This window comes from Caballeronia sp. Lep1P3, assembly GCF_022879595.1.
In the GTDB taxonomy this organism is placed as follows: domain Bacteria; phylum Pseudomonadota; class Gammaproteobacteria; order Burkholderiales; family Burkholderiaceae; genus Caballeronia.
The window spans coordinates 1,027,373-1,048,618 of record NZ_CP084265.1; the positions used below are offsets into that span (position 1 = coordinate 1,027,373).

Sequence of the window (21,246 nt, forward strand, 5' to 3'; positions counted from 1 at the left end):
CGACGATAACAACCGGAAGCGATTGATGAATTTCGCACTGATTCTCCTGATCCTCGTCCTGGTGACGGGTATTGCATGGGTGCTCGACAAACTGGTGTTCGTGCCTCAGCGGCGACGGGCGGCGGACGCGGCGGTGGCCGAGTTCGACCGGCAGCAAGGGCGCGTCGGCGAGCGTTTCGCCGACGAAAACGCCGACCAGACGCGCGCGCGGCTGCGCAGCGAGCGGCTGCGTCAACCGTGGTGGCTCGAGTACACGGCGAGCTTTTTCCCGGTGATTCTCGCGGTGTTCGTGGTGCGATCATTCATCGTGGAGCCGTTCAAGATTCCGTCCGGCTCGATGGTGCCGACGCTGCTCGTCGGCGATTTCATCCTCGTGAACAAGTACGAATACGGCCTGCGCATGCCGATCACGAACACGAAGCTCACGGAGGGCAAGCCGCTTTCGCGCGGGGATGTGGTCGTGTTCCGCTATCCGAAAGACGAGTCGGTGGACTACATCAAGCGCGTGATCGGTCTGCCGGGCGACACCGTCGCCTACGAAAACAAGCAACTCACGATCAACGGCCGCGCGGTGCCGGAAACGCCGCAGGCGGACTACTTCGACGACGAGCGCATCGGCTACGCGAAGCAGTTCGTCGAAGATCTCGGCGACCGCAAGAACGCCATCCTCAACAATCCGCAAGTGCCGCCGTTCGTCATGGGCGCGGAAGACTTTCCGTATCGCGACAACTGCGTCTACAACGCGCAAGGCGTGACGTGCAAGGTGCCGCCCGGCCATTACTTCATGATGGGCGACAACCGCGACAACAGCGCCGACAGCCGCTACTGGGGCTTCGTGCCGGACAAGAACGTCGTCGGTCGCGCGTTCTTCATCTGGATGAACTTCAGCAACCTGAAGCGCATCGGCTCATTCGACTAATGTCTCGCGCGCGCCGCCGCGAACGCGTCGGTGCGCTGCTTCGAAACGGCGTGAAGAAGCGCGGCTAAGACCGTCTCGCCACGCGTTTTCCCGGCTCGCCGGGCGGAAACGACCGCCCGCGCGAGCGCGTTATACTCTGTCCATGCCATCTTCTCCGTTGGAAAGCCGGCTGCGGTATGAATTTCGCAATGCGGAATTGCTGCGCCAGGCGATGACCCACCGCAGTCACAGCGCCACGCACAACGAACGGCTCGAATTTCTCGGCGACTCCGTTCTCAATTGCGTGGTGGCCGCGCTTTTGTTCCAACGATTCAGCAAGCTCGACGAAGGCGACCTGTCGCGCGTGCGGGCGAATCTCGTCAAACAGCAGTCGCTTTACGAAATCGCGCAGGCGCTGAACGTGTCCGAATGCCTGCGTCTCGGCGAAGGCGAACTGCGCAGCGGCGGCTTTCGTCGCCCGTCGATTCTCGCGGACACGCTCGAAGCCATCTTCGGTGCGATCTTTCTCGACGGCGGATTCGACGCCGCGTTCACCGTCATCAAGCGGCTGTACACGCCGGTGCTGGATCACATCGATCCGCGCACCATCGGCAAGGACGCCAAGACCCTGCTTCAGGAATATCTGCAAGGCCACAAGATCGCGCTGCCGACGTACACCGTCGTCGCCACGCACGGCGCGGCGCACAACCAGCAATTCGAAGTGGAATGCTCGGTTCCGAAGCTGGACGTGAAAGTGTCCGGCTCCGGTGCAAGCCGCCGCGCGGCGGAGCAGGCTGCGGCAAAGAAGGCGCTCGACGAAGTCATGGCCGCCGCGCCGACGCTCGGCGTCAAGCCCAAGCGCAAGGGCGCGCGCGCAGCGAAGCTCGCGCAAGCCGAGGTCATGCCGGGCGTGATGGGCGTGCAGGCGGCGCTCGATCTTCGCTCGCCGGAGCGCCGCGAGCGCGACCGTCAGCGAAGCCACGCGAGCGCCACAGGCGAATCCGACGTGACAGATATGACCGACCCGACGGACGCAACGGACGATAAAACCGTCGCCGCCGCGCCGCCCGCCGTCATTCGCGCCGCGCACGTCGAACCGTCCGCCGCGTCATACGCCGCCGCGGATAAGCCGGAGCGCCATGTGCTTCATCGTCCGGAGAAGGCGGGCAGGAACGAAGCGGCGCAAGCAGGCGATGCAACCGCCGCGAGCGCGTCCCACGGCGCGGACGATCGCCGTGGCAAGGCCGACGCCGAAGGCCAGACCGATAACGACTCGCCCGCCAGCCGCGTCGTGCGCGCCGACGCCGGACACTGACGCGCATTGCCTTCGCATTGCCTTTGCATTGCCTAAGCGCGTCATCGCGCGATCGCGTCATCGCAACAACGCGCCCAACGAAACTTTGCCGCACACCACTATGAACACTCCCACATCTTCCGGTTTCCGCTGCGGCATGGTCGCAATCGTCGGCAGGCCGAACGTCGGCAAGTCGACGCTCATGAACGCGCTCGTCGGCCAGAAGGTGAGCATCACGTCGCGCAAGGCGCAGACGACGCGCCATCGCATCACCGGCATCAACACGATCGACGACGCGCAGTACATCTTCGTCGATACGCCCGGCTTCCAGACGCGTCACAGCGGCGCGCTCAACCGCTCGCTGAACCGTGCGGTGACGTCCACGCTCACTTCCGTCGATGCCATTCTCTTCGTGATAGAGGCCGGCCGCTTCGGTCCCGACGACCAGAGAGTGCTCGATCTCATTCCGGCCGGCACGCCGACGCTTCTGATCGCGAACAAGCTCGATCGCGTCGGCGACAAGGATTCGCTTTTCCCGTTCATGCAGCAGATGTCGGGCTTGCGCGACTTTCGCGAGATCGTGCCGCTCTCCGCGAAGCACCCGGACGACATCAAGCGCCTGATGTCGGTCGTGAAGCCGTATCTGCCGGAAGGCGAGCCGATCTACGGCGAAGACGATCTCACCGACCGCAGCGAGCGCTTTCTCGCCGCCGAAATTCTGCGCGAGAAAGTGTTCCGCTGGACCGGCGATGAACTGCCCTACACGAGCACCGTGCTCATCGACAAATTCGAGACGGAAGGGCGTCTGCGGCGCGTATTCGCGACCATCCTCGTTGAGCGTGACGGCCACAAGGCGATGATCATCGGTCAGAAGGGCGCGAAGCTGAAGCAGATCAGCACCGAAGCGCGGCTCGACATGGAGAAGCTCTTCGACGGTCCCGTGTATCTCGAAACCTTCGTGAAGGTGAAGAGCGGCTGGGCGGACAACGAAGCGGGCCTGCGCGCATACGGCTACGAGTGACGCATGCACGCTCAGGACGACGCTGAGGACGACGCTGATGGACGCGACCCCGGACGCCGGCACCGACGACGCGTGGATGACGCCGCCCGCCGACGATCGTCCTGAGGACGACTTCGACGCGAGCGAGCGCCCCGCACCGAAGCGGCGGCGGGCGCCGTCGTCGCCGGTCGCGGCCGGCACGAGCGCGCCGAGAGCGAAGCCGCGCTCCGATTTTCGCGTAAGCGAACAGCCGGGCTTCGTGCTGCACAGCTATCCGTATCGGGAGACGAGTCTCGTCATCGACGTGTTTTCGCGCGATCACGGGCGCATCGCGCTCGTCGCGAAGGGCGCGAAGCGTCCGCATTCCGCGCTGCGCGGCGTGCTGCAAACCTTCCAGCCGCTCGGTCTTTCGTGGACGGGCAAGGGCGAAGTCCGCACGCTGACGACGGCCGAATGGGTCGGCGGCATGCTGCCGCTGACCGGCGACGCGCTCCTGTGCGGCTTCTACGTCAACGAACTGCTCGTCAAGTTCTGCGCGCGCGAGGACGCGCATCCCGCGCTCTTCAACCATTACGTGCTGACGCTCTCGCGCCTCGCGCACGATGAACCCGCCGTGCAGGTGCTGCGTTCGTTCGAGCGCGTGCTGCTGCGGGAAACCGGCTACGCAATGGCGCTCACGCGCACCGTGGCGCGCGAAAGCGTCGTGGCCGAAGGCCGTTATACGTTCGATCCCGAGCGCGGCGTGCGCGAAGCCTCCGACGTGCTTCCGGCGCAGTGGCCGCTCGTCTCCGGTCAGACGCTGATCGATATGGAGCGCGACGACTACACGAGCCCGCAGACCGCCGCGCAAAGCAAGGCGCTGATGCGCTTTCTGCTCAACTACCATCTGGGCGGCGCACCGCTTGCCACCCGTCAGATTCTGATCGACCTGCAAAATCTATGAGCTTCTTTCTCTCATCGCCCGCGAGCGTGATCGATCTCGGCGTCAACATCGATCACGTCGCCACGCTGCGCAACGCGCGCGGCACGTCTTATCCTGACCCGATCCGCGCCGCGCTCGCCGCCGAGGAAGCGGGCGCGGACGCCATCACGCTGCATTTGCGCGAAGATCGCCGTCATATCGTCGATGCCGATGTCCGCGCGCTGCGTCCGCTCCTGAAAACGCGCATGAACCTGGAGTGCGCGGTGACGCGCGAAATGCTCGACATCGCGTGCGAGATCAAGCCGCACGATGTCTGCCTCGTGCCTGAAAAGCGGCAGGAATTGACGACCGAAGGCGGCCTCGACGTCGCCGGCCAGTTCGAAGCCGTGAAAGCCGCGTGCGCGCAGCTCGGCGCTGCGGGCATCCGCGTGTCGCTTTTCATCGATCCCGACGAGACGCAGATTCGCGCGGCGAAGGAAGCGGGCGCGCCGGTGATCGAACTGCATACGGGCCGTTACGCCGAAGCCCACGACGAAGCCGAAAAGAAGCGCGAATTCGAGCGCGTGGCCGCAAGCGTCGATTTCGGCAATATGCTCGGTCTGAAGGTCAACGCGGGGCACGGCCTGCATTACACCAACGTGCAGCCGATCGCCGCGCTCGATGGCATCGTCGAGCTGAATATCGGGCACGCGATCGTCGCACATGCGATCTTCGCGGGCTGGGACAACGCGGTGCGCGAGATGAAGGCGATCATGGTCGCCTCGCGTCTCGCCGCGCAAACGAAGCGCTGAGCGCACGGCCATGACGATCTACGGAATCGGCACGGATCTCGTGCAAGTCAGCCGCATCGCGGGCGTCATGGAGCGCACGAACGGGCGCTTCGCCGAGAAGGTGCTCGGCCCCGATGAACTGCGCATCTATCACGCGCGGCGCGCGCGCTCCGAAGTGCGCGGCCTCGCGTATCTCGCCACGCGCTTTTCCGCGAAGGAAGCGTTCTCGAAGGCGATCGGCCTCGGCATGCACTGGCCGATGACCTGGCGCGCGCTGCAAACGCTCAACGAGCCGAGCGGCAAGCCGGTCATCCGCGCATCCGGCGAACTTGCCGAATGGCTCGAGCAACGCGGCATCACCGCGCAGGTGACGGTGAGCGACGAGCGCGACTACGCGGTGACCTTCGTCATCGCCGAAGCAGCGGACGCCGCGAAAAAGGCGTGATTCCAGAACAACCATCACGACAAGAAGCCAATTGAATCCGATGAAACGCACTCCCGGCCCCGTCATGCTCGACGTCGCCGGCACGACGCTCTCCGACGCGGATATCGAGCGCCTCTCGCATCCGATGACGGGCGGCATCATTCTCTTTGCGCGGCACTTTCAGGATCGCGCGCAGCTCGTCGCGCTCACCGACGCGATCCGCGCCGTGCGCGACGACATCCTGATCGCGGTCGATCACGAAGGCGGGCGCGTGCAGCGCTTCCGCTCCGATGGCTTCACGGTGCTGCCCGCGCCGGGCAAGCTCGGCGCGCTGTGGGACGAGGACGTGCTCGCCGCGACGAAGGCGGCCACGGCGTTCGGTTACGTGCTGGCGTCGGAGTTGCGCGCGTGCGGGATCGACATGAGCTTCACGCCGGTGCTCGATCTGAATTACGGACAGTCGCAGGTGATCGGCGATCGCGCGCTGCACAGTGATCCGCGCGTCGTCGCGATGCTCGCGAAAAGCCTGAATCACGGTCTCGCGCTCGCCGGCATGGCGAACTGCGGCAAGCACTTTCCGGGGCACGGGTTCGCGTCGGCGGATTCGCACGTCGCGCTGCCGACGGACGATCGTCCGCTCGAAGCCATCCTCGCCGCCGATGTGCGCCCGTATGACTGGCTTGGCCTGTCGCTCGCATCGGTGATTCCGGCGCACGTCATCTACACGCAGGTCGACGACAAACCGGCCGGCTTCTCGCGCATCTGGCTACAGGACATTCTGCGCGGCAAGCTCGGCTTCAGCGGCGCGATCTTCAGCGACGATCTTTCGATGGAAGCCGCGCGCGCGGGCGGCACGCTCACTGAAGCCGCGACGGCCGCGCTCACCGCCGGCTGCGACATGGTGTTGATCTGCAATCGGCCGGAAGAGGCGGGCAAGGTGCTGGAACAATTGCGCTTCACGCCGACGAAGGCATCGGTGCAACGCATCAGGCAGATGCGTCCGCGCGGCAAGGCGCTGCGCTGGAGCAAGCTGCAGGCGCAGCCCGAGTATCAGGCGGCGCGCGCGCTCGTCAAAAGCGCGCTGGGCTGATTACGGTTCCGGCTCGAATGAAAAAAACGCCACGGCAGCGATGCCGTGGCGTTTGTCATTCAATGCCGCCCGCGCATCAGGACGGTTCGAGCTTCATCCGCTGGAGCTTGTTGTAGAGCGTCTTCGGGCTGATGCCGAGCAGCGTCGCCGCGCGATGCCGCGTGCCGCCGACCGCTTCCAGCGTCGCGCGAATCAGCATGTCCTCGACGTCCGCGAGCGCCGTGCCGACCGTCACCTGCACGCTGCTGCCGTTCAGACCGCGTCCGCCGGGGCCGCCTTGCTCGTCCACGCGCAAGGTTTCGATCGTCTCGCCCGACGCGTGATACGCGCGCCGCACGCGCTCGCGCATCTCGCGCACGTTGCCGGGCCATTCGTTCGCGATGCACTCGCGCAGGAACGACGGGCTGATGCGCTTCGGCGATCCGCTCGTGATGCCCGCGATGTGATTCTCGCGGTTCAGTTCGTCGACGAACTGCTCGGCCATCAACGCGATGTCGTCGTCGCGCTCGCGCAGGGGCGGCAGCACGATCGACGACGCGGACAGCCGCTGGAACAGGTCCTCGCGCAGCATGCCACTCGATACGGCGTCGCGAATGGGCGTGCGCGACGCGGCGATCAGCCGGAAGTCCGTCATGATGCGGTTGCTGCCGCCAACGCGCATGAACGTCTGCGAATCGAGCGCGCGCAGAAGCGCTTCCTGTTGCGGGGCGGGCAGCGAATCGATCTGGTCGAGAAAGAGCGTGCCGCCGCCCGATTGTTCGAGCAGCCCCGGCTCCCGGTTCTCCGCGCCGGCGAACGCATTGCGCTCGTGGCCGAAGAGGACGCTTTCCATCGACCGGTGCGCGCCTTCCTCGCGCGTCGCCGAGCAGTCGAACGTGACGAACGGCCCCTTGCGGCGGCGGCTCAACTCGTGGATCGTGCGCGCCGCGAGCTTCTTCCCGGTGCCCGGCTCGCCGCAGATGAGCACGGCGGCTTCGGTCGGGGCGGTGTGCTCGATCAGATCGTAGACGTGCTGCATCGCCGTGCTGCGGCCCAGCATGTCGCCGAAATGCCCGAGCGCGCGCAGCGTCGAGCGCAACGCCTGCACTTCTTCCGTCAGTTCGTAGGGACGCGGGATGCGCGCGAGCAGGCTGCGCAGCCGCGGAATATTCACGGGCTTGAGCAGATAGTCCCAGATGCCGTGACGCAAGCCTTCGATCGCGCTTTCGACCGTCGCGTTGCCGGTCATCACGATGACGGGAAGCGCGCCGTCGGGCGGTTGCGAGGGCAGGCTCGGCAGCAGGTCGAGGCCGCTGCCGTCTGGCAGGTTCAAGTCGATCAGCACGACATCCGGGATGAAGCGCGTGAGCGCGGAACGCGCCTCGGCGAGCGTCGTCGCGGTGTCGACGGAAAAGCCGTCCGCGGTCAGGATCGCGGACAGCCCGGAAAGGCTATTGGGATCGTCTTCGACAATCAGAGCGTGTGGCATGGCAGACACAACGTATCAAAGTGGACTGTAATTCACCGTTGCCGCATGCGCCGCCGGGCAAGGGCGGCGCTTGAAGTTCGGGCGCTCGTGAGCGGGTAGCGGCGCTTCGGGTCCGGCTGAGAACTCCGGCGCCTCTCTCGTCCCGCTGCGGTTTTCTTCGTCCTGCGCTTAAATGGGGCTAATGCGTCATTGCGGCTTCATGTGCAGATCGTTGTTGACGGATTGCACCCCCGACACGCTGCGGGTTACGGCGACGGCCTTCTGAATCTGATCCTCCGAATTCACGTTTCCGGACAACACGACCACGCCGCGATACGTCGAGACGCTCACGGCCAGCGACTTCAATCCCGGATCGGCGAGCAGCGCGGTTTTCACGCGCGCGGTCACCGACGCATCGGACGCGTAATCGGCGGCGGACTCCGCAGTCGGGGTCGACTTGCAGCCCGCCGTGAACGCGAATGCGGGCACGGCGAGCGCCGCCGACATCACCAGTCGGCCAAGGAGGAATGGCTGGTTGCGCATCTCGTGTTGTTTAGTTCGTATCGTGCGAAGAGAGCATGAACTATGCCAATTGGCGTCCGCGCGCGCTCTTCCTTGCTTAAAGCCATGTCGCAAAAGGAAAAAGGGAACGAAGCACCTGACTTGGCGCCTAACGCCGGCGCCGAATAGCTGACAGTCGACCGGTAAAGTTTGCCTGAATTTGTCAAAACGTTCACGCAAAAGAAAAAGCGCCCGCGATGGGGCGCTTTTTCTTACAGCTCGACGCGGCGGTTTTCGGAACGACCGTCCGTCCGCCGTGTCGTGGACGTAATGCTTACGTTTTACGCGCGGCTGCGGTATTCATTCGTGCGCGTGTCGATCTCGATCTTGTCGCCGATGTTGCAGAAGAGCGGCACTTGCAGTTCGAAACCGGTGTTCAGCTTCGCGGTCTTCAGAACCTTGCCGGACGACGTGTCGCCCTTGACGGCGGGTTCGGTATAGATGATCTCGCGAACCAGCGTCGTCGGCAGTTCGACCGAGATGGCCTTCTCGTTGTAGAACACGACTTCGCACGCCATGCCGTCTTCGAGGTAGTTGAGCGCGTCGCCCATCATCTCGGCTTCGACTTCGAACTGGTTGTAGTCGGCGTCCATGAACACGTACATCGGGTCCGCGAAGTACGAGTACGTCACTTCCTTGCGATCCAGCACGACGACGTCGAACTTGTCGTCGGCCTTGTAGACCGTTTCCATGCCGGCGTTCGTCAGCAGGTTCTTGAACTTCATCTTGACGACCGCTGAGTTACGGCCGGACTTGTTGTATTCGGCGCGCTGCACGACCATGGCATCGTTGCCGATCATGACGACGTTGCCGACGCGGAGTTCTTGTGCGGTCTTCATAAAACTGGGTCCTTACGAATGGATTTGGCTGGGTATGGCTAAACGGATGGCTGACCGGGCTCGCGGCGATGCCTGCCTTGCCCGCGTCGCCCGAATGCGAGTTCTTTCCGGGGCGGCGCCTGACTGAACGCGAGGCGCCCCGCGTCTCGGATAACCGCTTATTTTAACTGAGTTTTTGCTCATTAGGCGAGTCGGGCCGAGCGACGCGCTCGGCCCCCAATGCGCATCGCGGCGAAATCGGTCATGTGCGATCGGCGCCGGTCCGGGCCGCGACGTGCGCGGCGAGATTGCCGGCAAGATCGCCGACGCGCGCCAGTTCGTCCGCCCATTGCGACGCGCGCGCCTCCAGTTGCCGCCGATGCCGCCAGAAGTCGGCCCAGTCCGGCACGCCCGCGCCGTTCCAGGCGTGCCAGAAACGCGTGATCGCTCGCTCCGCCGCCGGCGGCAGCCCGCGCGTGTAATGCGCGAGCGCGGCATCGAGCTTGGGCAAATGCGCGTCGTCGGCTTGGGGATAAATGTGCCAGACGAACGGCTTTCGTGCCCACTGCGCACGCACGAACGAATCTTCTCCGCGCACGAAGTTCACGTCGGCGGCCCACAGCAGTTCGTCGAAACGCGGCTGCTCGACGAAGCCGAGCGCATGCGCCTCGAGCGCGCCCGCGCGCGCCGACGTGCCCGCCGCGAACTTCGGCACGCCGAAGAAACGCGCGAGCGCGCCCGAAATGCGGCCTTCGGGAACCAGCAGCACGATGCGCGACGCGCCGTCGCGCCATTGCGCGAGCAACGCATCGACGGCGGGGTTCTCATACGAAAAGAGCGACACCACGGTCGACGCATCGTCGGGGCGCTCGACGCCGACGCGCTCGCGCCACCAGGCGGCGGCATCGAAGCGCGCGCGGGCGTCATCGAGGCCGCGTTCCTTCAGCACGCCGCCCGTTCCCGCGCCGAGTCCGGGGAAGAAGAAGGTTTTATCGAGCGCATGACGCGGGTGCGGCGACGGTCTTCCGTGAAAATCGGCGACCCAGTCCTCGCCGCTCAGATACTCGAGATTGATCCACACCGGCTTGGTCTCGCGACGCGCCATCGCCGCGATATACGCGTGCGGAATTTCGCACGCGAACGCTTCGATGACGACATCCGCGATCTGCAAGGTCTCGCCCGCATGCGCCGGCTCGCGCCAGTGCTCGATGACGACGCCCGCCGCTTCCTGCCGCGCGCGCGACGCATCGACGGCGGGGCAGAGCGCGTGGAACACGGCGAGGTCGTCGACGAAGAGCCGCATGCGCCAGCCGTGTTCCGCGCGAAGCTGGCGCGCGAGCCGCCAGCACACGCCGATATCGCCGAAGTTGTCGACGACCGCGCAGAAGATGTCGCAGGCGAGTTCCTGCGGCGAAGAAGTGGTCGAAGCGGTGGACATGGCGCGAGGGCGGCCGGCGGGACCGCGTCGTAATGTTCTAAACTGGCGATTCTAAGACCGTCCGCCCCAGGGCGCGCCGCCTTCCTTGTCCCTTCGCGATTCGTCGCGATATTCGCTGCATGACTCCGACCGACGCCCCCGACTCCGCTTTCGACCCGAAGAAGACGCTTGCGCAACTGCCGCATCTGCCGGGCGTGTACCGCTATTACGACAGCGACGGCAACGTGCTCTACGTCGGTAAGGCGCGCAACCTGAAAAAGCGCGTGTCGAGCTATTTCACGAAGACGCTGCACTCGCCGCGCATCGCGATGATGGTCACGCGCATCCGCAAGATCGAGACGACCGTCACGCGCTCGGAGGCCGAGGCGCTCCTGCTCGAGAACAATCTCATCAAGGCGCTCGCGCCGCGCTACAACATCCTTTTTCGCGACGACAAGTCGTATCCGTTTCTCAAGCTCACCGGCCACACGTTCCCGCGCATGGCGTACTACCGCGGCGCGGTGGACAAGAAGAACCAGTACTTCGGGCCGTTTCCGAGCGCCTGGGCCGTGCGCGAGAGCATCCAGATCCTGCAGCGCGTGTTCCAGTTGCGAACGTGCGAGGACTCCGTGTTCAGCAACCGCACGCGGCCTTGCCTGCTGCATCAGATCGGGCGATGCACCGCGCCGTGCACCGGTCTCATCAGCGAAGAGGATTACGCGCGCGACGTGTCGAACGCATCGCGTTTTCTGCTCGGGCGGCAGGGCGAAGTGATGAAGGAACTCGAGCAGAAGATGCACGCGTTCGCCGCCGACCTCAAGTTCGAGCAGGCGGCGGCCGTGCGCAACCAGATGAGCTCGCTGTCGACCGTGCTGCATCAGCAGGCGATCGAAGTGGGCAGCGAGAGCGATGTCGACATCCTCGCGGTCGTCGCGCTCGGCGGCAAGGTGTGCGTGAATCTCGCGATGGTGCGCGGCGGCCGGCATCTCGGCGACAAGGCGTATTTCCCGACGCACGTCGAAAGCGGCGTGGCGCTCGCGGATGAAGATGGCATCGAAGACGACGAAGCCGCAGAAGCGACGGAAGCGACGCCAGAAGCGCTCGTCGATGTCCCCGCGCAAGAGATCGCAGCCATCGCGCGTGAGGCGGAAGCACTCGAAGGCGATGCCGATGTAGCGAGCGCCGATGAAGACGCGCCGGAGACCAACGCCGAGCCAGCCGTGCGCGAAGGCGCGCTGGAGTCCGAAGTGCTCGAGGCGTTCATCGCGCAGCATTACATCGGCAATCGCGTGCCGCCGGTGCTCGTCGTAAGTCACGCGCCGAGCCGCGAACTCGTCGATCTGCTCATCGAACAGGCGGGGCACAAGGTTTCGCTCCTGCGCCAGCCGCAGGGCCAGAAGCGCGTGTGGCTCTCGATGGCCGAGAACAACGCGAAGCTCGCGCTCGCGCGTCTTCTGTCCGAGCAAGGCTCGCAGCAGGCGCGCACGCGCGCGCTCGCCGACACGCTCGGCCTCGACATGGACGACCTCGCGCTCATGCGCATCGAGTGCTTCGACATCAGTCATACGATGGGCGAGGCGACGCAGGCATCGTGCGTCGTGTATCACCATCACAAGATGCAGACGGGCGAATATCGACGGTACAACATTACCGGCATCACGCCCGGCGACGACTACGCCGCGATGCGCCAGGTGCTCACGCGCCGCTACGAGAAGATGGTGGCGCAGGCGGCGGCCAACGCGAACGAGGAAGCGGCGGCCCTGCAGCCCGAGGATGCCGCCGATCCGAACGTCACGCCCGACGCCGCGCCGGCTGCGGCCGCGGGCGGCACGCTGCCCAACATCGTGCTGATCGACGGCGGCAAGGGACAGGTCGAGATCGCGCGGCAGGTGTTCTCCGAACTCGGCCTCGATCACGGCATGCTGGTCGGCGTCGCGAAAGGCGAGGGGCGCAAGGTCGGCCTCGAAACGCTGATCTTCGCGGACGGCCGTTCGGCGCTGGAACTCGGCAAGGAGAGCGCGGCGCTGATGCTCGTCGCGCAGATCCGCGACGAAGCGCACCGGTTCGCCATCACCGGCATGCGCGCGAAGCGGGCGAAGGCGCGTCAGACGTCGCGGCTGGAAGAACTGGAAGGCGTCGGCGCGAAACGGCGTCAGCGGCTTTTGTCGCGCTTTGGCGGACTGCGCGGCGTGCAGGCGGCGAGCGTCGAGGATCTTGCGAGCGTCGAAGGCATCTCGCTTGCGCTTGCGCAGCAGATTTACCGGCAGTTGCATTGAATCCGCAGGCGGGCCGCGAGCCGCGCCCGGCGGGGCCTCGCCTTGTGAGCGCCGGACCGACGCGGCACAATGGCGGCTCCCTTACATGTCCATCACTCGCTGATCGCCCATGCCGTTCAACCTACCGATTTTTCTGACGTGGCTGCGAATCGTGCTGATTCCGCTCGTCGTGGGCGTGTTCTATCTGCCGGACATGATGTTGAGCCTGGAGCATCGCAATCTGCTCGCGATGGTCATCTTCGTGCTCGCCGCGCTCACCGACTGGTTCGACGGCTTTCTCGCGCGCAAGCTCAATCAGACATCGGCGTTCGGCGCGTTCCTCGATCCGGTCGCCGACAAGCTGATGGTGACCGCCGCGCTGCTCGTGCTCGTGCAGCTCACGCGTCTCAATGCGGTGATCGCGCTCGTGATCGTCGGACGCGAGATCACCATTTCGGCGCTGCGCGAATGGATGGCGCAGATCGGTGCATCGAAGAGCGTCGCGGTGAATTCGCTCGGCAAGTTCAAGACCGTCTGCCAGATGGTCGCCATTCCGATGCTGCTGTTCTACGGCCAGTTGCACATCGCGGGCGTGCAGTGGGTGATCGACACGCGCGTGTGGGGCTTGTGGCTGATCGACGTCGCGGCGTTTCTCACCGTGTGGTCGATGCTGTATTACATGAAGCTCGCGTGGCCGCAGATTCGCGAGCGCGGCGGCATGCTTTGAAATAGCTCGCGTGCTCGAATCGAAAAAAGTTGCGTCGAAGGGAAGAAAGCGCAGACGAAACTATTGACAGCTTGCTTTGGCTTCTACATAATCTCGTTTCTCTGATGTGCGGCGCAATGCGGCAAGCGAAGCAGTCAGCGAAAAAGTTGAATCTGCGGGAGTAGCTCAGTTGGTAGAGCGCAACCTTGCCAAGGTTGAGGTCGCGAGTTCGAGCCTCGTCTCCCGCTCCAGATTTCGAAATATTCGGTGCAGACAGCGCGGTGAGCGAAGCGGCATCGGAAAGCAGTAGGCAGAGCAGGATAATGCGGGAGTAGCTCAGTTGGTAGAGCGCAACCTTGCCAAGGTTGAGGTCGCGAGTTCGAGACTCGTCTCCCGCTCCAGTCAAAGGGGAAGCACGGCTTCCCTTTTTGTTTGGTGCACTATAGCCGGCTCATTCGGTCGGCGCGCACCACACCGCTTCCGGCGCGATAGCAAAGCGGTTATGCAGCGGCCTGCAAAGCCGTTTAGACCGGTTCGACTCCGGTTCGCGCCTCCACTTGAAAAGCCCTGATCCGTCAGGGCTTTTTCTTTTTCGGCGTCATCTGCGCGCATCGTCTCGCGGCATAATTGCGGCACGCTGCCATGCCTTCCGACTCCACTCCCATGACCGACCGACTTTCCGACCTTCAATGGCGCTGGAAGCGCTTCGACGATCTCACGACGACCGAGGTCTACGACATGCTCGCCGCCCGCAGCGCGGTGTTCGTCGTCGAGCAGAACTGCGTGTATGGCGACATCGACGGGCTGGATGTCGATGCGTGGCATCTTTTCGCGTATGGGGAAGGAGAAGGCGGCGAACGTGCGAAGCTGGCCGGCTATCTGCGCGTGCTGCTGCCGGGCAATCCGGACGAAAGCGCAAAAGACGTGCGCATCGGCCGCGTGCTGACGACGCCCGCGTTTCGCGGCATCAAGCTCGGCAACGCGATGCTCGAACGCGCACTCGCGCATATCCTCGAACAATGGTCCGATCAGCCGATCAGTCTGCACGCACAGGCCCACTTGCAGCGCTTCTACGGCGCGTTCGGCTTCGAGGCGTCGTCGGGCGTGCATGACGAGGACGGCATCCCGCACATCTGGATGCGTCGTCCGGGCTTCGGGTCATGACGCCGTCACGCTGACCGGTTCCATCGACGCCGCGCGCTCGTCGCGCAACCGCGAGCGCGCGGACAGCCGCAGCCAGTGCCGCAGCGCGATCAGCGCGCCGACCACGCTCATCATCGAGCCGGGAATCCATAGCAGAAGGCCGCCGACCTGTTGATCGCGCATCGGCGTGATCCAGGTGAACGCGCGGCCGCAGATCGAATAGATCGGATACAGCTCGCGCGGCGTGAAAAAGATAAATGCGCCCAGAATGATCTGCGGCGGAATCGCGGCGATGACGACGAGAATGCGTCGGCCAGGCGCGAGTCGCGCGGGCGGCGCGGGCCGCGGGTCGAGAACGAGCCACCAGAAAAGCAGGCCGTCGACGACCATGCTCCAGTTCATCACGCGGTAGAGGCGGACATCGAGCATCGCCTTGAAGTGAATCGGCGAAAGCAGCCAGAAATAAATCAGCCCGACGAACAGCACCACCGCGACGATCGGGTTGAACACGATGTCGAAGAACACGCGTGCGGCGCGCGTCTTTGTGGCGGGGCGCAGCCAGCGCTGCCGCCACGAGAAAGGCACGCCTGCGCGCAGCGCCGCGCCGGGGTACGACCACGCGATCAGAAACGGCCCGAGGTGATGCAGCACGAGATGCTGCAGCCGGTGCATGAAGAACTCGTGCTCGAAGTAATAGTCGAGCCGCGTATGCAGCGCGACGTACAGCGCGGTCAACCCAAGCCAGAACGCGACGTGCCGCAATATCGATACGCGCGCATGCCGCGCGCCGCGCGCAAACAGAATCGCGGCGGCGAGCACCGCGATCACGACCGTCGGCGACGGCTCCCACGGATCGAGCCAATAGAGGAGCGAATTCATCGTCAGGCGCCCTTCGAATGGATGACGCGGCGCAGATCAGCGGCGATGGCGTCGACGGAATCGCGATCGGTGGCGAGCAGTCGCGCGTGGCCTTCGCGATCGAAGATGTAGACGGCCGAACTGTGCGTCACTTCGTAAGCGCCGTTCGGATCGCGCTTTTCCATCTGATACGCCACGCGATATCGCTGCGCGACGGCCTCGATCGCGCGATCGCTTCCGGTCAGCCCGACAGCGTGCTTGTCGTCGAAGGCGCGCACGTAGGCGTGCAGCAGCGCGGGCGTGTCGCGCGCGGGATCGACGGAGATGAACGCGATGCGCGCGTTCTGCGCGTCCGGTCCGATGCGCTGAAGCACTTGAATCAGCCGCGCCATCGTTTCCGGACAGACATCGGGACAATGCGTATAGCCGAAGTAGACGAGCGTCGTGCGACCTTCGAACGACCGGCCGGTGACGTGCGCGCCGGTGTCGTCGGTGAGCGAGAAATCGAGGTCGGGCAGATGGCCGGACACGTCGGTGAGATGCCACGGCTCGGCCGGCTGCGAACAACCGGCAAGCGCGCATGCAGAAAGGGCGGCAAGGACGGCAAGAGCGGGGGCCGCGCGGCGGGAGCGCGGGGCGTGCGAACGATGGAAAGCGTGCATTGAACGAATGAGGCCGCGGCGTGCGGCGTGCTTTGAAGGCGCGAACATCTATCGCAAAATACACGCCTTTGCGGCCCGAGGTGGCGCATCATTTACCTTGTGGCCTATTTTTGAGACGATTTGCCGCATGCTCGCAAGCGCGCGGAAAGGCCGTCGAAGGTGGGCGCAAGCCGCGTCGCAGATGCCCGTAAGCGCGTTGCGCGGCCAGACAGGCAGCTTTCCGGGCCGAAAGGTGGCGCACGTATGATGCGCGATCCCGGCGCAATCCTGACCCAATCCCGACGCGATGCGCCCAACCCAAGGCAGACCCACAGGCCAACGATCGATGCAAATTCTTCCCGATTCCCTGTCTCTCGCCGAGACCGCATTTTTCTTCGATTTCGACGGCACGCTCGTCGAACTCGCGTCCACGCCCGACGGCATCTTCGTGCCGCGCTCCGTTCCCGACATCCTCGCTGCGTTGCGCCGCGCGACCAACAACGCGGTCGCGGTCGTGTCGGGGCGCGGCATCGACAATATCGATTCTTTCCTGCAAATGCCGGATCTTCCCGTGGCCGGCATGCACGGCGCGGAACGCCGCGACGCGAATGGCGACGTGCAGCGCATCGGCTTTCACGACGAGCGGCTCCTGCGCATGGAGCATGTGCTCGAAGGCGTCGTCAAGGCCAATCCGGGCATGCTGCTGGAGATCAAGGGCGCCGCGCTCGCGCTGCATTACCGCAACGCGCCCGATCGCGAGGCGGCCGCGCGCGCGGCGACCGAGCGGCTCGTCAGCGAATACGCCGACGCCTACGTGCTTCAGCCGGGCAAGATGGTCTACGAGATCAAGCCCAAGGACGTCGACAAGGGCCGCGCGCTGCGCGCGTTCATGGCCGAGCCGCCGTTCACGGGCAGAAAGCCGGTGTTCATCGGCGACGATCTGACCGACGAGAAAGGCTTCGCCGTCGTCAACGAATTCGACGGCTTGTCGGTCAAGGTCGGCGCCGGCGAGACCGTCGCGCGCTCGCGCATCGAATCGGTGGAATTGCTGCTCGACTGGCTGCAAGTGATCGCGGGGACGGCGGGGAAGCACGCGTGAGCCGGCTCATCATCGTTTCGAACCGCGTCGCGCCGATCTCCGAAGGCGGCCCGGCGGCGGGCGGGCTTGCGGTCGGCGTCTACGACGCGCTGAAGGAGACCGGCGGCGTGTGGTTCGGCTGGAGCGGCGACGTCCTGCCGGCAGCGCCCGAAGGCATCAGCCTGGAAGAGCAGGGACCGGTGACGTTCGCGACGATCGGCCTCGCGCGCCGCGACTACGACCAGTACTATCGCGGCTTCTCCAACGCGACGCTCTGGCCCGCGTTCCACTATCGCCCCGATCTGATCGAGTTCGATCGCGACGAATACGACGGCTATTGCCGCGTGAATCGCTGGCTCGCCGCGCAGCTCGCGCCGCTCCTGAAGCCCGACGACGTGATCTGGGTCCACGACTATCACCTGATTCCGTTCGCGCAGGCGCTGCGGGCAGCAGGTGTGCGCAATCGCATCGGCTTCTTCTTGCATATTCCGTTTCCCGCCTCGCAGATTCTCCTCGCGGTGCCGCGCCATCGCGAACTCGTCGAGGCGCTGTGCGCGTTCGATCTGCTCGGCTTTCAGACGGAGCCGGATCTGCGCGCGTTTTGCGATTACATCGAAACGGAAGCGGGCGGCGCGCTCACGCGCCACGCGAACGAACCCGCCGAGGTGCGCGCGTTCGGTCGGACGCTGAAGGCGGCGGCTTATCCGATCGGCGTGTATCCGGACGAAGTGCGCGCGCTCGCGAAGGACGGCGAAAGCGGCCGCGACGTGCAGACCGTCAAGGCGACGCTGCATCAGCGCAAGCTCGTGATGAGCGTCGACCGGCTCGACTATTCGAAGGGACTCGTCGAGCGTTTTCGCGCGTTCGAGCGGCTGATCGAGCGCGCGCCGCAGCAGCGCAACAACGTGTCGTTCCTGCAGATCGCGCCGCCGACGCGCACCGATGTCGACGCGTATCGCGACATTCGCCTGCAGCTCGAAGCGGAATCGGGACGCATCAACGGCCGCTATGCGGAACTCGACTGGACGCCGATTCGCTACATTCATCGCCAGTACGAACGGCCGGTGCTGGCCGCGCTGTTTCGCGAGGCGCACGTCGGCCTTGTCACGCCGCTGCGCGACGGCATGAACCTCGTCGCGAAGGAATACGTCGCCGCGCAGAATCCGGACGATCCCGGCGTGTTGGTGTTGTCGCAGTTCGCGGGCGCGGCGCGCGAGTTGACGGCGGCGCTCATCGTGAATCCACTCGATATCGACGGCATGGCCGACGCGCTCGCCGCCGCGCTCGCGATGCCGCTCGATGAACGGCGCGCGCGGCATCGGGAGATGTATCGGCAATTGCGCGAGAACAATGTGTCGGTCTGGCGCGACAACTTCCTGCGCGATCTGAACGCGCGATAGACGCAAAAAAGCCGCGTTCCTTTTTCAGGAAACGCGGCTTTTTCCGTTGCAGCGGTCAGGCCGGCTGCTTGTGCGGCGTCGCGACGATGGAAGGCAGCTTGCCGTGCTGCTTCGCAAGCAACTCGCGATACAGCCCCGGACGTTCGCGCAGTTCTTGCGGCGAACCGTCGTCGATGACCTTGCCCGCGCTCATCACGATGATGCGGTCGAAGTTCTGTAGCGTCGACAAACGGTGCGCGATGGCGATCACCGTGCGGCCGACCATCAGGCGGTCGAGCGCCTGCTGGATCGCTTCTTCGGAGGCGCTGTCGAGCGCGGACGTGGCTTCGTCGAGCAGCAGGATCGGCGCGTTTTTCAGAATCGCGCGCGCAATCGCGATGCGCTGTCGCTGGCCGCCCGACAGCTTCACGCCGCGATCGCCGACGATGGTGTCGAAACCTTCCGGCATCGCCTCGATGAAATCGGTGCAGCGCGCTTCGCGGGCCGCCGCGAACACTTCCTCGCGGCTCGCGTCCGGACGCCCATACGCGATGTTCTCGAACACCGTGCGATGGAAGAGCGAAATGTCCTGCGGCACCAGCGCGATCGCGTGGCGCAGGCTGTCCTGCGTGATCGCGCCGATATCCTGCCCGTCGATCTTGATGCTGCCTTTTTGCGTCTCGTAGAAGCGCTGCAGAAGCGCGAGCACCGTGGATTTGCCCGCGCCCGACTTGCCGATGAGCCCGACGCGCTGGCCCGGCTCGATATGCAGATGGAAGCTGTCGAGGATCGGGCGGCGGCGCGGATACGCGAACGTGACGCCTTCGAAATCCACGCGCCCGCCCTGCGGCACGAGTTCCGTGGCGTCCGAGCGGTCCGGCATGCCATGCGGCTCCAGCAGCGTCTGGACGGCTTCGGCGAGACGCGCGACGTGCTGCGTGACATCGACGAGCGCGACGGCGAGATCGCGCGTGCCGTGAAGAATGGTGAACCCGAGCGAGCTGACGAGCACGATATCGCCCGATGTCGCCTGACCCTTCGACCACAGCCACAGCGCCCAGCCGAGCAGACCGGCCGAAAGAATCGCGGTGACGACGGCGTGAAAGAGCCGCAGCTTTTCGAGGTACAGCAGGCTTTGCTGGCGCGCGACCATTTCGGCCTTGACCGTCGAGCCGAAGCGCTTCTGTTCGCGGATCGTCATGCCGAACGCGCGCACGAGCGCCATGTTGCCGATGACGTCGACGAGTTCGCCGTCCACCGACGCCGCCTTCGACGCAAAGCTGTGATGCCGCGCCGACCCGCGCTTCGCGAGCCGGTAAAGAATGAGCGCGAGGATCAGCGAAGCGGCCATGAGGCCCGCGGCCATCAGCGGATTCACCGCAACGATCATGACGATCGCGCCCAACACCGCGATGCACGGCGGCAGGACGTTCCACGCCATCACGTTCTCGGACGTGTAGATGGCGTTCGACGTCGCCGTGATGCGGCTCGCGAGCATGCCGGGCTGCTTCTCGGAGAAGTAGGTCGGCGAATGGCCGGAGAGGTAGGAGAAGAGGTCGCGGCGCAGGTCGCCCGTGACGATCACGAAGACGTGTGCGCCGACCCAGCCGCCGACGCGCCAGAGCAGATTGTCGGCGGCGATCAGTCCGACGAGGATCATGAACGCGCCCCACAGCGGGCCGGGGTGGCCGCGGCCCTGTCCGAGCACGTCGATCAGATGCTTGATCGCGTATTGCGACGCCAGCGCGCATCCGACTGCGGCGAACACGCTGAAGAGCACGATGGCATGCGCGACCGGATGCCGGCGGATGTAACGCATCAGGAACGCGAGCGGGCGATGCGCGTAGCTCGCGAGCTTGGCGTTGTGCGCGTTACGCTGGGAGACGGTGAGTTGGTCCAATGGTCTTTTGTGGTCGTGAAGCGGTTGAGCGTGTGGTGCGCGTTCGGGCATTGCCACTCGGATGCGGATTCTGTCCGATGCGTCGGCCCGGCCGGCGCGGTTGACGTCAAACCCGGCGACGCGGCGCCGTCTCCGTCGCTGAATTGTAGCCAGTAACCGGCCAGACGAACGTCATTCGGGCACATGACGCGCGGCGGATTCGCCACGCCGATGTCATCGTGCGCGCGGCCTGCTGCCCGCCCGCCGGTGCGCCTCGAGGCTTGGGCGCGCATTGTAAGCACATCGCGCGCTCTTTTGCGATGAAGCGTCCGCCGGCACGCCGCCTCGCGCACTTTGGACGTCGCTACGCGGCAGCGTCGACAAAGCATGCACCGCGCCAGCATCGAGATGAGGAGCCGGGATGCGAGGCGAACCCGCGAAGCGACTTCCGAGCATGGCCGCGGCTCGTGCTCCAATGTAGAACAACCCTAATAAACAGGGGTTTGTAATATGTTTCCTCGGTGTAACAAGGTAAATAAGTTGAAATGACTGCCTGTAGCCGCTGTAGAAAGCCCCATAATTCGCTCCGGGTTTTTACTTAGGCGCTTCGACAGCTTTCTGTAGGTTGGCGTCAACCGCCGCAGCGCAAGCGCGTTTATTGCTGAG

At 64.9% G+C, this 21,246-nt stretch carries 19 protein-coding genes and 3 tRNA genes; 15 read left to right on the forward strand and 7 right to left on the reverse strand.

Annotated elements, in window-relative coordinates:
- Window positions 1-25: 25 nt before the first annotated feature.
- From lepB to nagZ, 7 genes are all read left to right on the forward strand, one after another.
- Window positions 26-919: a signal peptidase I gene (gene lepB, locus LDZ27_RS04815; protein WP_244815573.1), complete on the forward strand. Its 894-nt coding sequence runs from the start codon at window positions 26-28 to the stop codon at window positions 917-919.
- 142 nt (window positions 920-1,061) lie between these two features.
- The gene (gene rnc, locus LDZ27_RS04820) at window positions 1,062-2,213 is read left to right on the forward strand and encodes a ribonuclease III (RefSeq protein ID WP_244815574.1); all 1,152 of its coding nucleotides are present in this window, start codon (window positions 1,062-1,064) and stop codon (window positions 2,211-2,213) included.
- Window positions 2,214-2,313: 100 nt separating this feature from the next.
- On the forward strand, window positions 2,314-3,213 hold the full coding sequence (gene era / locus LDZ27_RS04825) for a GTPase Era (protein ID WP_244815575.1): 900 nt from the start codon (window positions 2,314-2,316) through the stop codon (window positions 3,211-3,213).
- Window positions 3,214-3,250: 37 nt separating this feature from the next.
- Window positions 3,251-4,135 carry a DNA repair protein RecO gene (gene recO, locus LDZ27_RS04830; protein ID WP_244815576.1) on the forward strand — a complete coding sequence of 295 codons (885 nt, stop codon included), beginning with the start codon at window positions 3,251-3,253 and terminating at the stop codon, window positions 4,133-4,135.
- Entirely contained in the window at window positions 4,132-4,905 is a 774-nt protein-coding gene (gene pdxJ, locus LDZ27_RS04835; RefSeq protein ID WP_244815577.1) for a pyridoxine 5'-phosphate synthase, read from the forward strand. Before recO ends, pdxJ begins: the two co-directional genes overlap by 4 nt.
- Window positions 4,906-4,915: 10 nt before the next feature.
- Window positions 4,916-5,329 (forward strand): holo-ACP synthase, encoded by a 414-nt coding sequence (acpS, locus tag LDZ27_RS04840; protein ID WP_244815578.1) that lies wholly within the window; start codon window positions 4,916-4,918, stop codon window positions 5,327-5,329.
- A gap of 40 nt (window positions 5,330-5,369) precedes the next feature.
- Entirely contained in the window at window positions 5,370-6,398 is a 1,029-nt protein-coding gene (gene nagZ, locus LDZ27_RS04845) for a beta-N-acetylhexosaminidase (protein ID WP_244815579.1), read from the forward strand.
- A 76-nt stretch (window positions 6,399-6,474) separates the two neighbouring features.
- Here the strand turns inward: nagZ and LDZ27_RS04850 are convergent, their stop codons facing one another.
- The 4 genes from LDZ27_RS04850 to earP form a co-directional block, all read right to left on the reverse strand.
- Window positions 6,475-7,866 (reverse strand): sigma-54 dependent transcriptional regulator, encoded by a 1,392-nt coding sequence (locus LDZ27_RS04850; RefSeq protein WP_244815580.1) that lies wholly within the window; start codon window positions 7,864-7,866, stop codon window positions 6,475-6,477.
- Window positions 7,867-8,052: 186 nt separating this feature from the next.
- The gene (locus LDZ27_RS04855) at window positions 8,053-8,388 is read right to left on the reverse strand and encodes a BON domain-containing protein (protein WP_244815581.1); all 336 of its coding nucleotides are present in this window, start codon (window positions 8,386-8,388) and stop codon (window positions 8,053-8,055) included.
- A gap of 299 nt (window positions 8,389-8,687) precedes the next feature.
- Entirely contained in the window at window positions 8,688-9,245 is a 558-nt protein-coding gene (gene efp / locus LDZ27_RS04860; protein ID WP_244815582.1) for an elongation factor P, read from the reverse strand.
- 241 nt (window positions 9,246-9,486) lie between these two features.
- A complete protein-coding gene (gene earP / locus LDZ27_RS04865) occupies window positions 9,487-10,662 on the reverse strand; it encodes an elongation factor P maturation arginine rhamnosyltransferase EarP (protein ID WP_244815583.1) in 1,176 nt (391 codons plus the stop codon).
- A 119-nt stretch (window positions 10,663-10,781) separates the two neighbouring features.
- Between earP and uvrC the strand changes: the two genes are divergently transcribed.
- From uvrC to LDZ27_RS04895, 6 genes are all read left to right on the forward strand, one after another.
- On the forward strand, window positions 10,782-12,917 hold the full coding sequence (uvrC, locus tag LDZ27_RS04870) for an excinuclease ABC subunit UvrC (RefSeq protein WP_244815584.1): 2,136 nt from the start codon (window positions 10,782-10,784) through the stop codon (window positions 12,915-12,917).
- A 109-nt stretch (window positions 12,918-13,026) separates the two neighbouring features.
- Window positions 13,027-13,623, forward strand: coding sequence for a CDP-diacylglycerol--glycerol-3-phosphate 3-phosphatidyltransferase (gene pgsA, locus LDZ27_RS04875; RefSeq protein ID WP_244815585.1), 597 nt, complete (start codon window positions 13,027-13,029; stop codon window positions 13,621-13,623).
- Window positions 13,624-13,777: 154 nt separating this feature from the next.
- Window positions 13,778-13,853, forward strand: a tRNA-Gly gene (locus tag LDZ27_RS04880).
- A gap of 74 nt (window positions 13,854-13,927) precedes the next feature.
- A tRNA-Gly gene (locus LDZ27_RS04885) sits at window positions 13,928-14,003 on the forward strand.
- Window positions 14,004-14,084: 81 nt separating this feature from the next.
- A tRNA-Cys gene (locus LDZ27_RS04890) sits at window positions 14,085-14,158 on the forward strand.
- Between the two features lie 107 nt (window positions 14,159-14,265).
- On the forward strand, window positions 14,266-14,766 hold the full coding sequence (locus tag LDZ27_RS04895) for a GNAT family N-acetyltransferase (protein ID WP_244815586.1): 501 nt from the start codon (window positions 14,266-14,268) through the stop codon (window positions 14,764-14,766).
- On the opposite strand, the gene LDZ27_RS04900 is transcribed toward LDZ27_RS04895, so the two are convergent.
- Window positions 14,761-15,624, reverse strand: a complete 864-nt coding sequence (locus tag LDZ27_RS04900) for a cytochrome c oxidase assembly protein (RefSeq protein WP_244815587.1) — start codon at window positions 15,622-15,624, stop codon at window positions 14,761-14,763. The genes LDZ27_RS04895 and LDZ27_RS04900 overlap by 6 nt on opposite strands.
- 2 nt (window positions 15,625-15,626) lie before the next feature.
- A complete protein-coding gene (locus LDZ27_RS04905) occupies window positions 15,627-16,265 on the reverse strand; it encodes an SCO family protein (protein ID WP_244815588.1) in 639 nt (212 codons plus the stop codon).
- A gap of 325 nt (window positions 16,266-16,590) precedes the next feature.
- Here LDZ27_RS04905 and otsB point away from each other — a divergent pair, with 325 nt between their 5' ends.
- Together otsB and otsA are read left to right on the forward strand one after the other, a co-directional pair.
- Window positions 16,591-17,343, forward strand: a complete 753-nt coding sequence (gene otsB, locus LDZ27_RS04910; RefSeq protein WP_244815589.1) for a trehalose-phosphatase — start codon at window positions 16,591-16,593, stop codon at window positions 17,341-17,343.
- Window positions 17,340-18,722: an alpha,alpha-trehalose-phosphate synthase (UDP-forming) gene (otsA, locus tag LDZ27_RS04915; RefSeq protein ID WP_244815590.1), complete on the forward strand. Its 1,383-nt coding sequence runs from the start codon at window positions 17,340-17,342 to the stop codon at window positions 18,720-18,722. The genes otsB and otsA overlap by 4 nt, the downstream gene beginning before the upstream one ends.
- A 55-nt stretch (window positions 18,723-18,777) precedes the next feature.
- Here otsA and LDZ27_RS04920 read toward each other — a convergent pair whose 3' ends face one another.
- Window positions 18,778-20,652 carry an ABC transporter ATP-binding protein gene (locus LDZ27_RS04920; RefSeq protein WP_244815591.1) on the reverse strand — a complete coding sequence of 625 codons (1,875 nt, stop codon included), beginning with the start codon at window positions 20,650-20,652 and terminating at the stop codon, window positions 18,778-18,780.
- Between the last annotated feature and the right edge of the window lie 594 nt (window positions 20,653-21,246).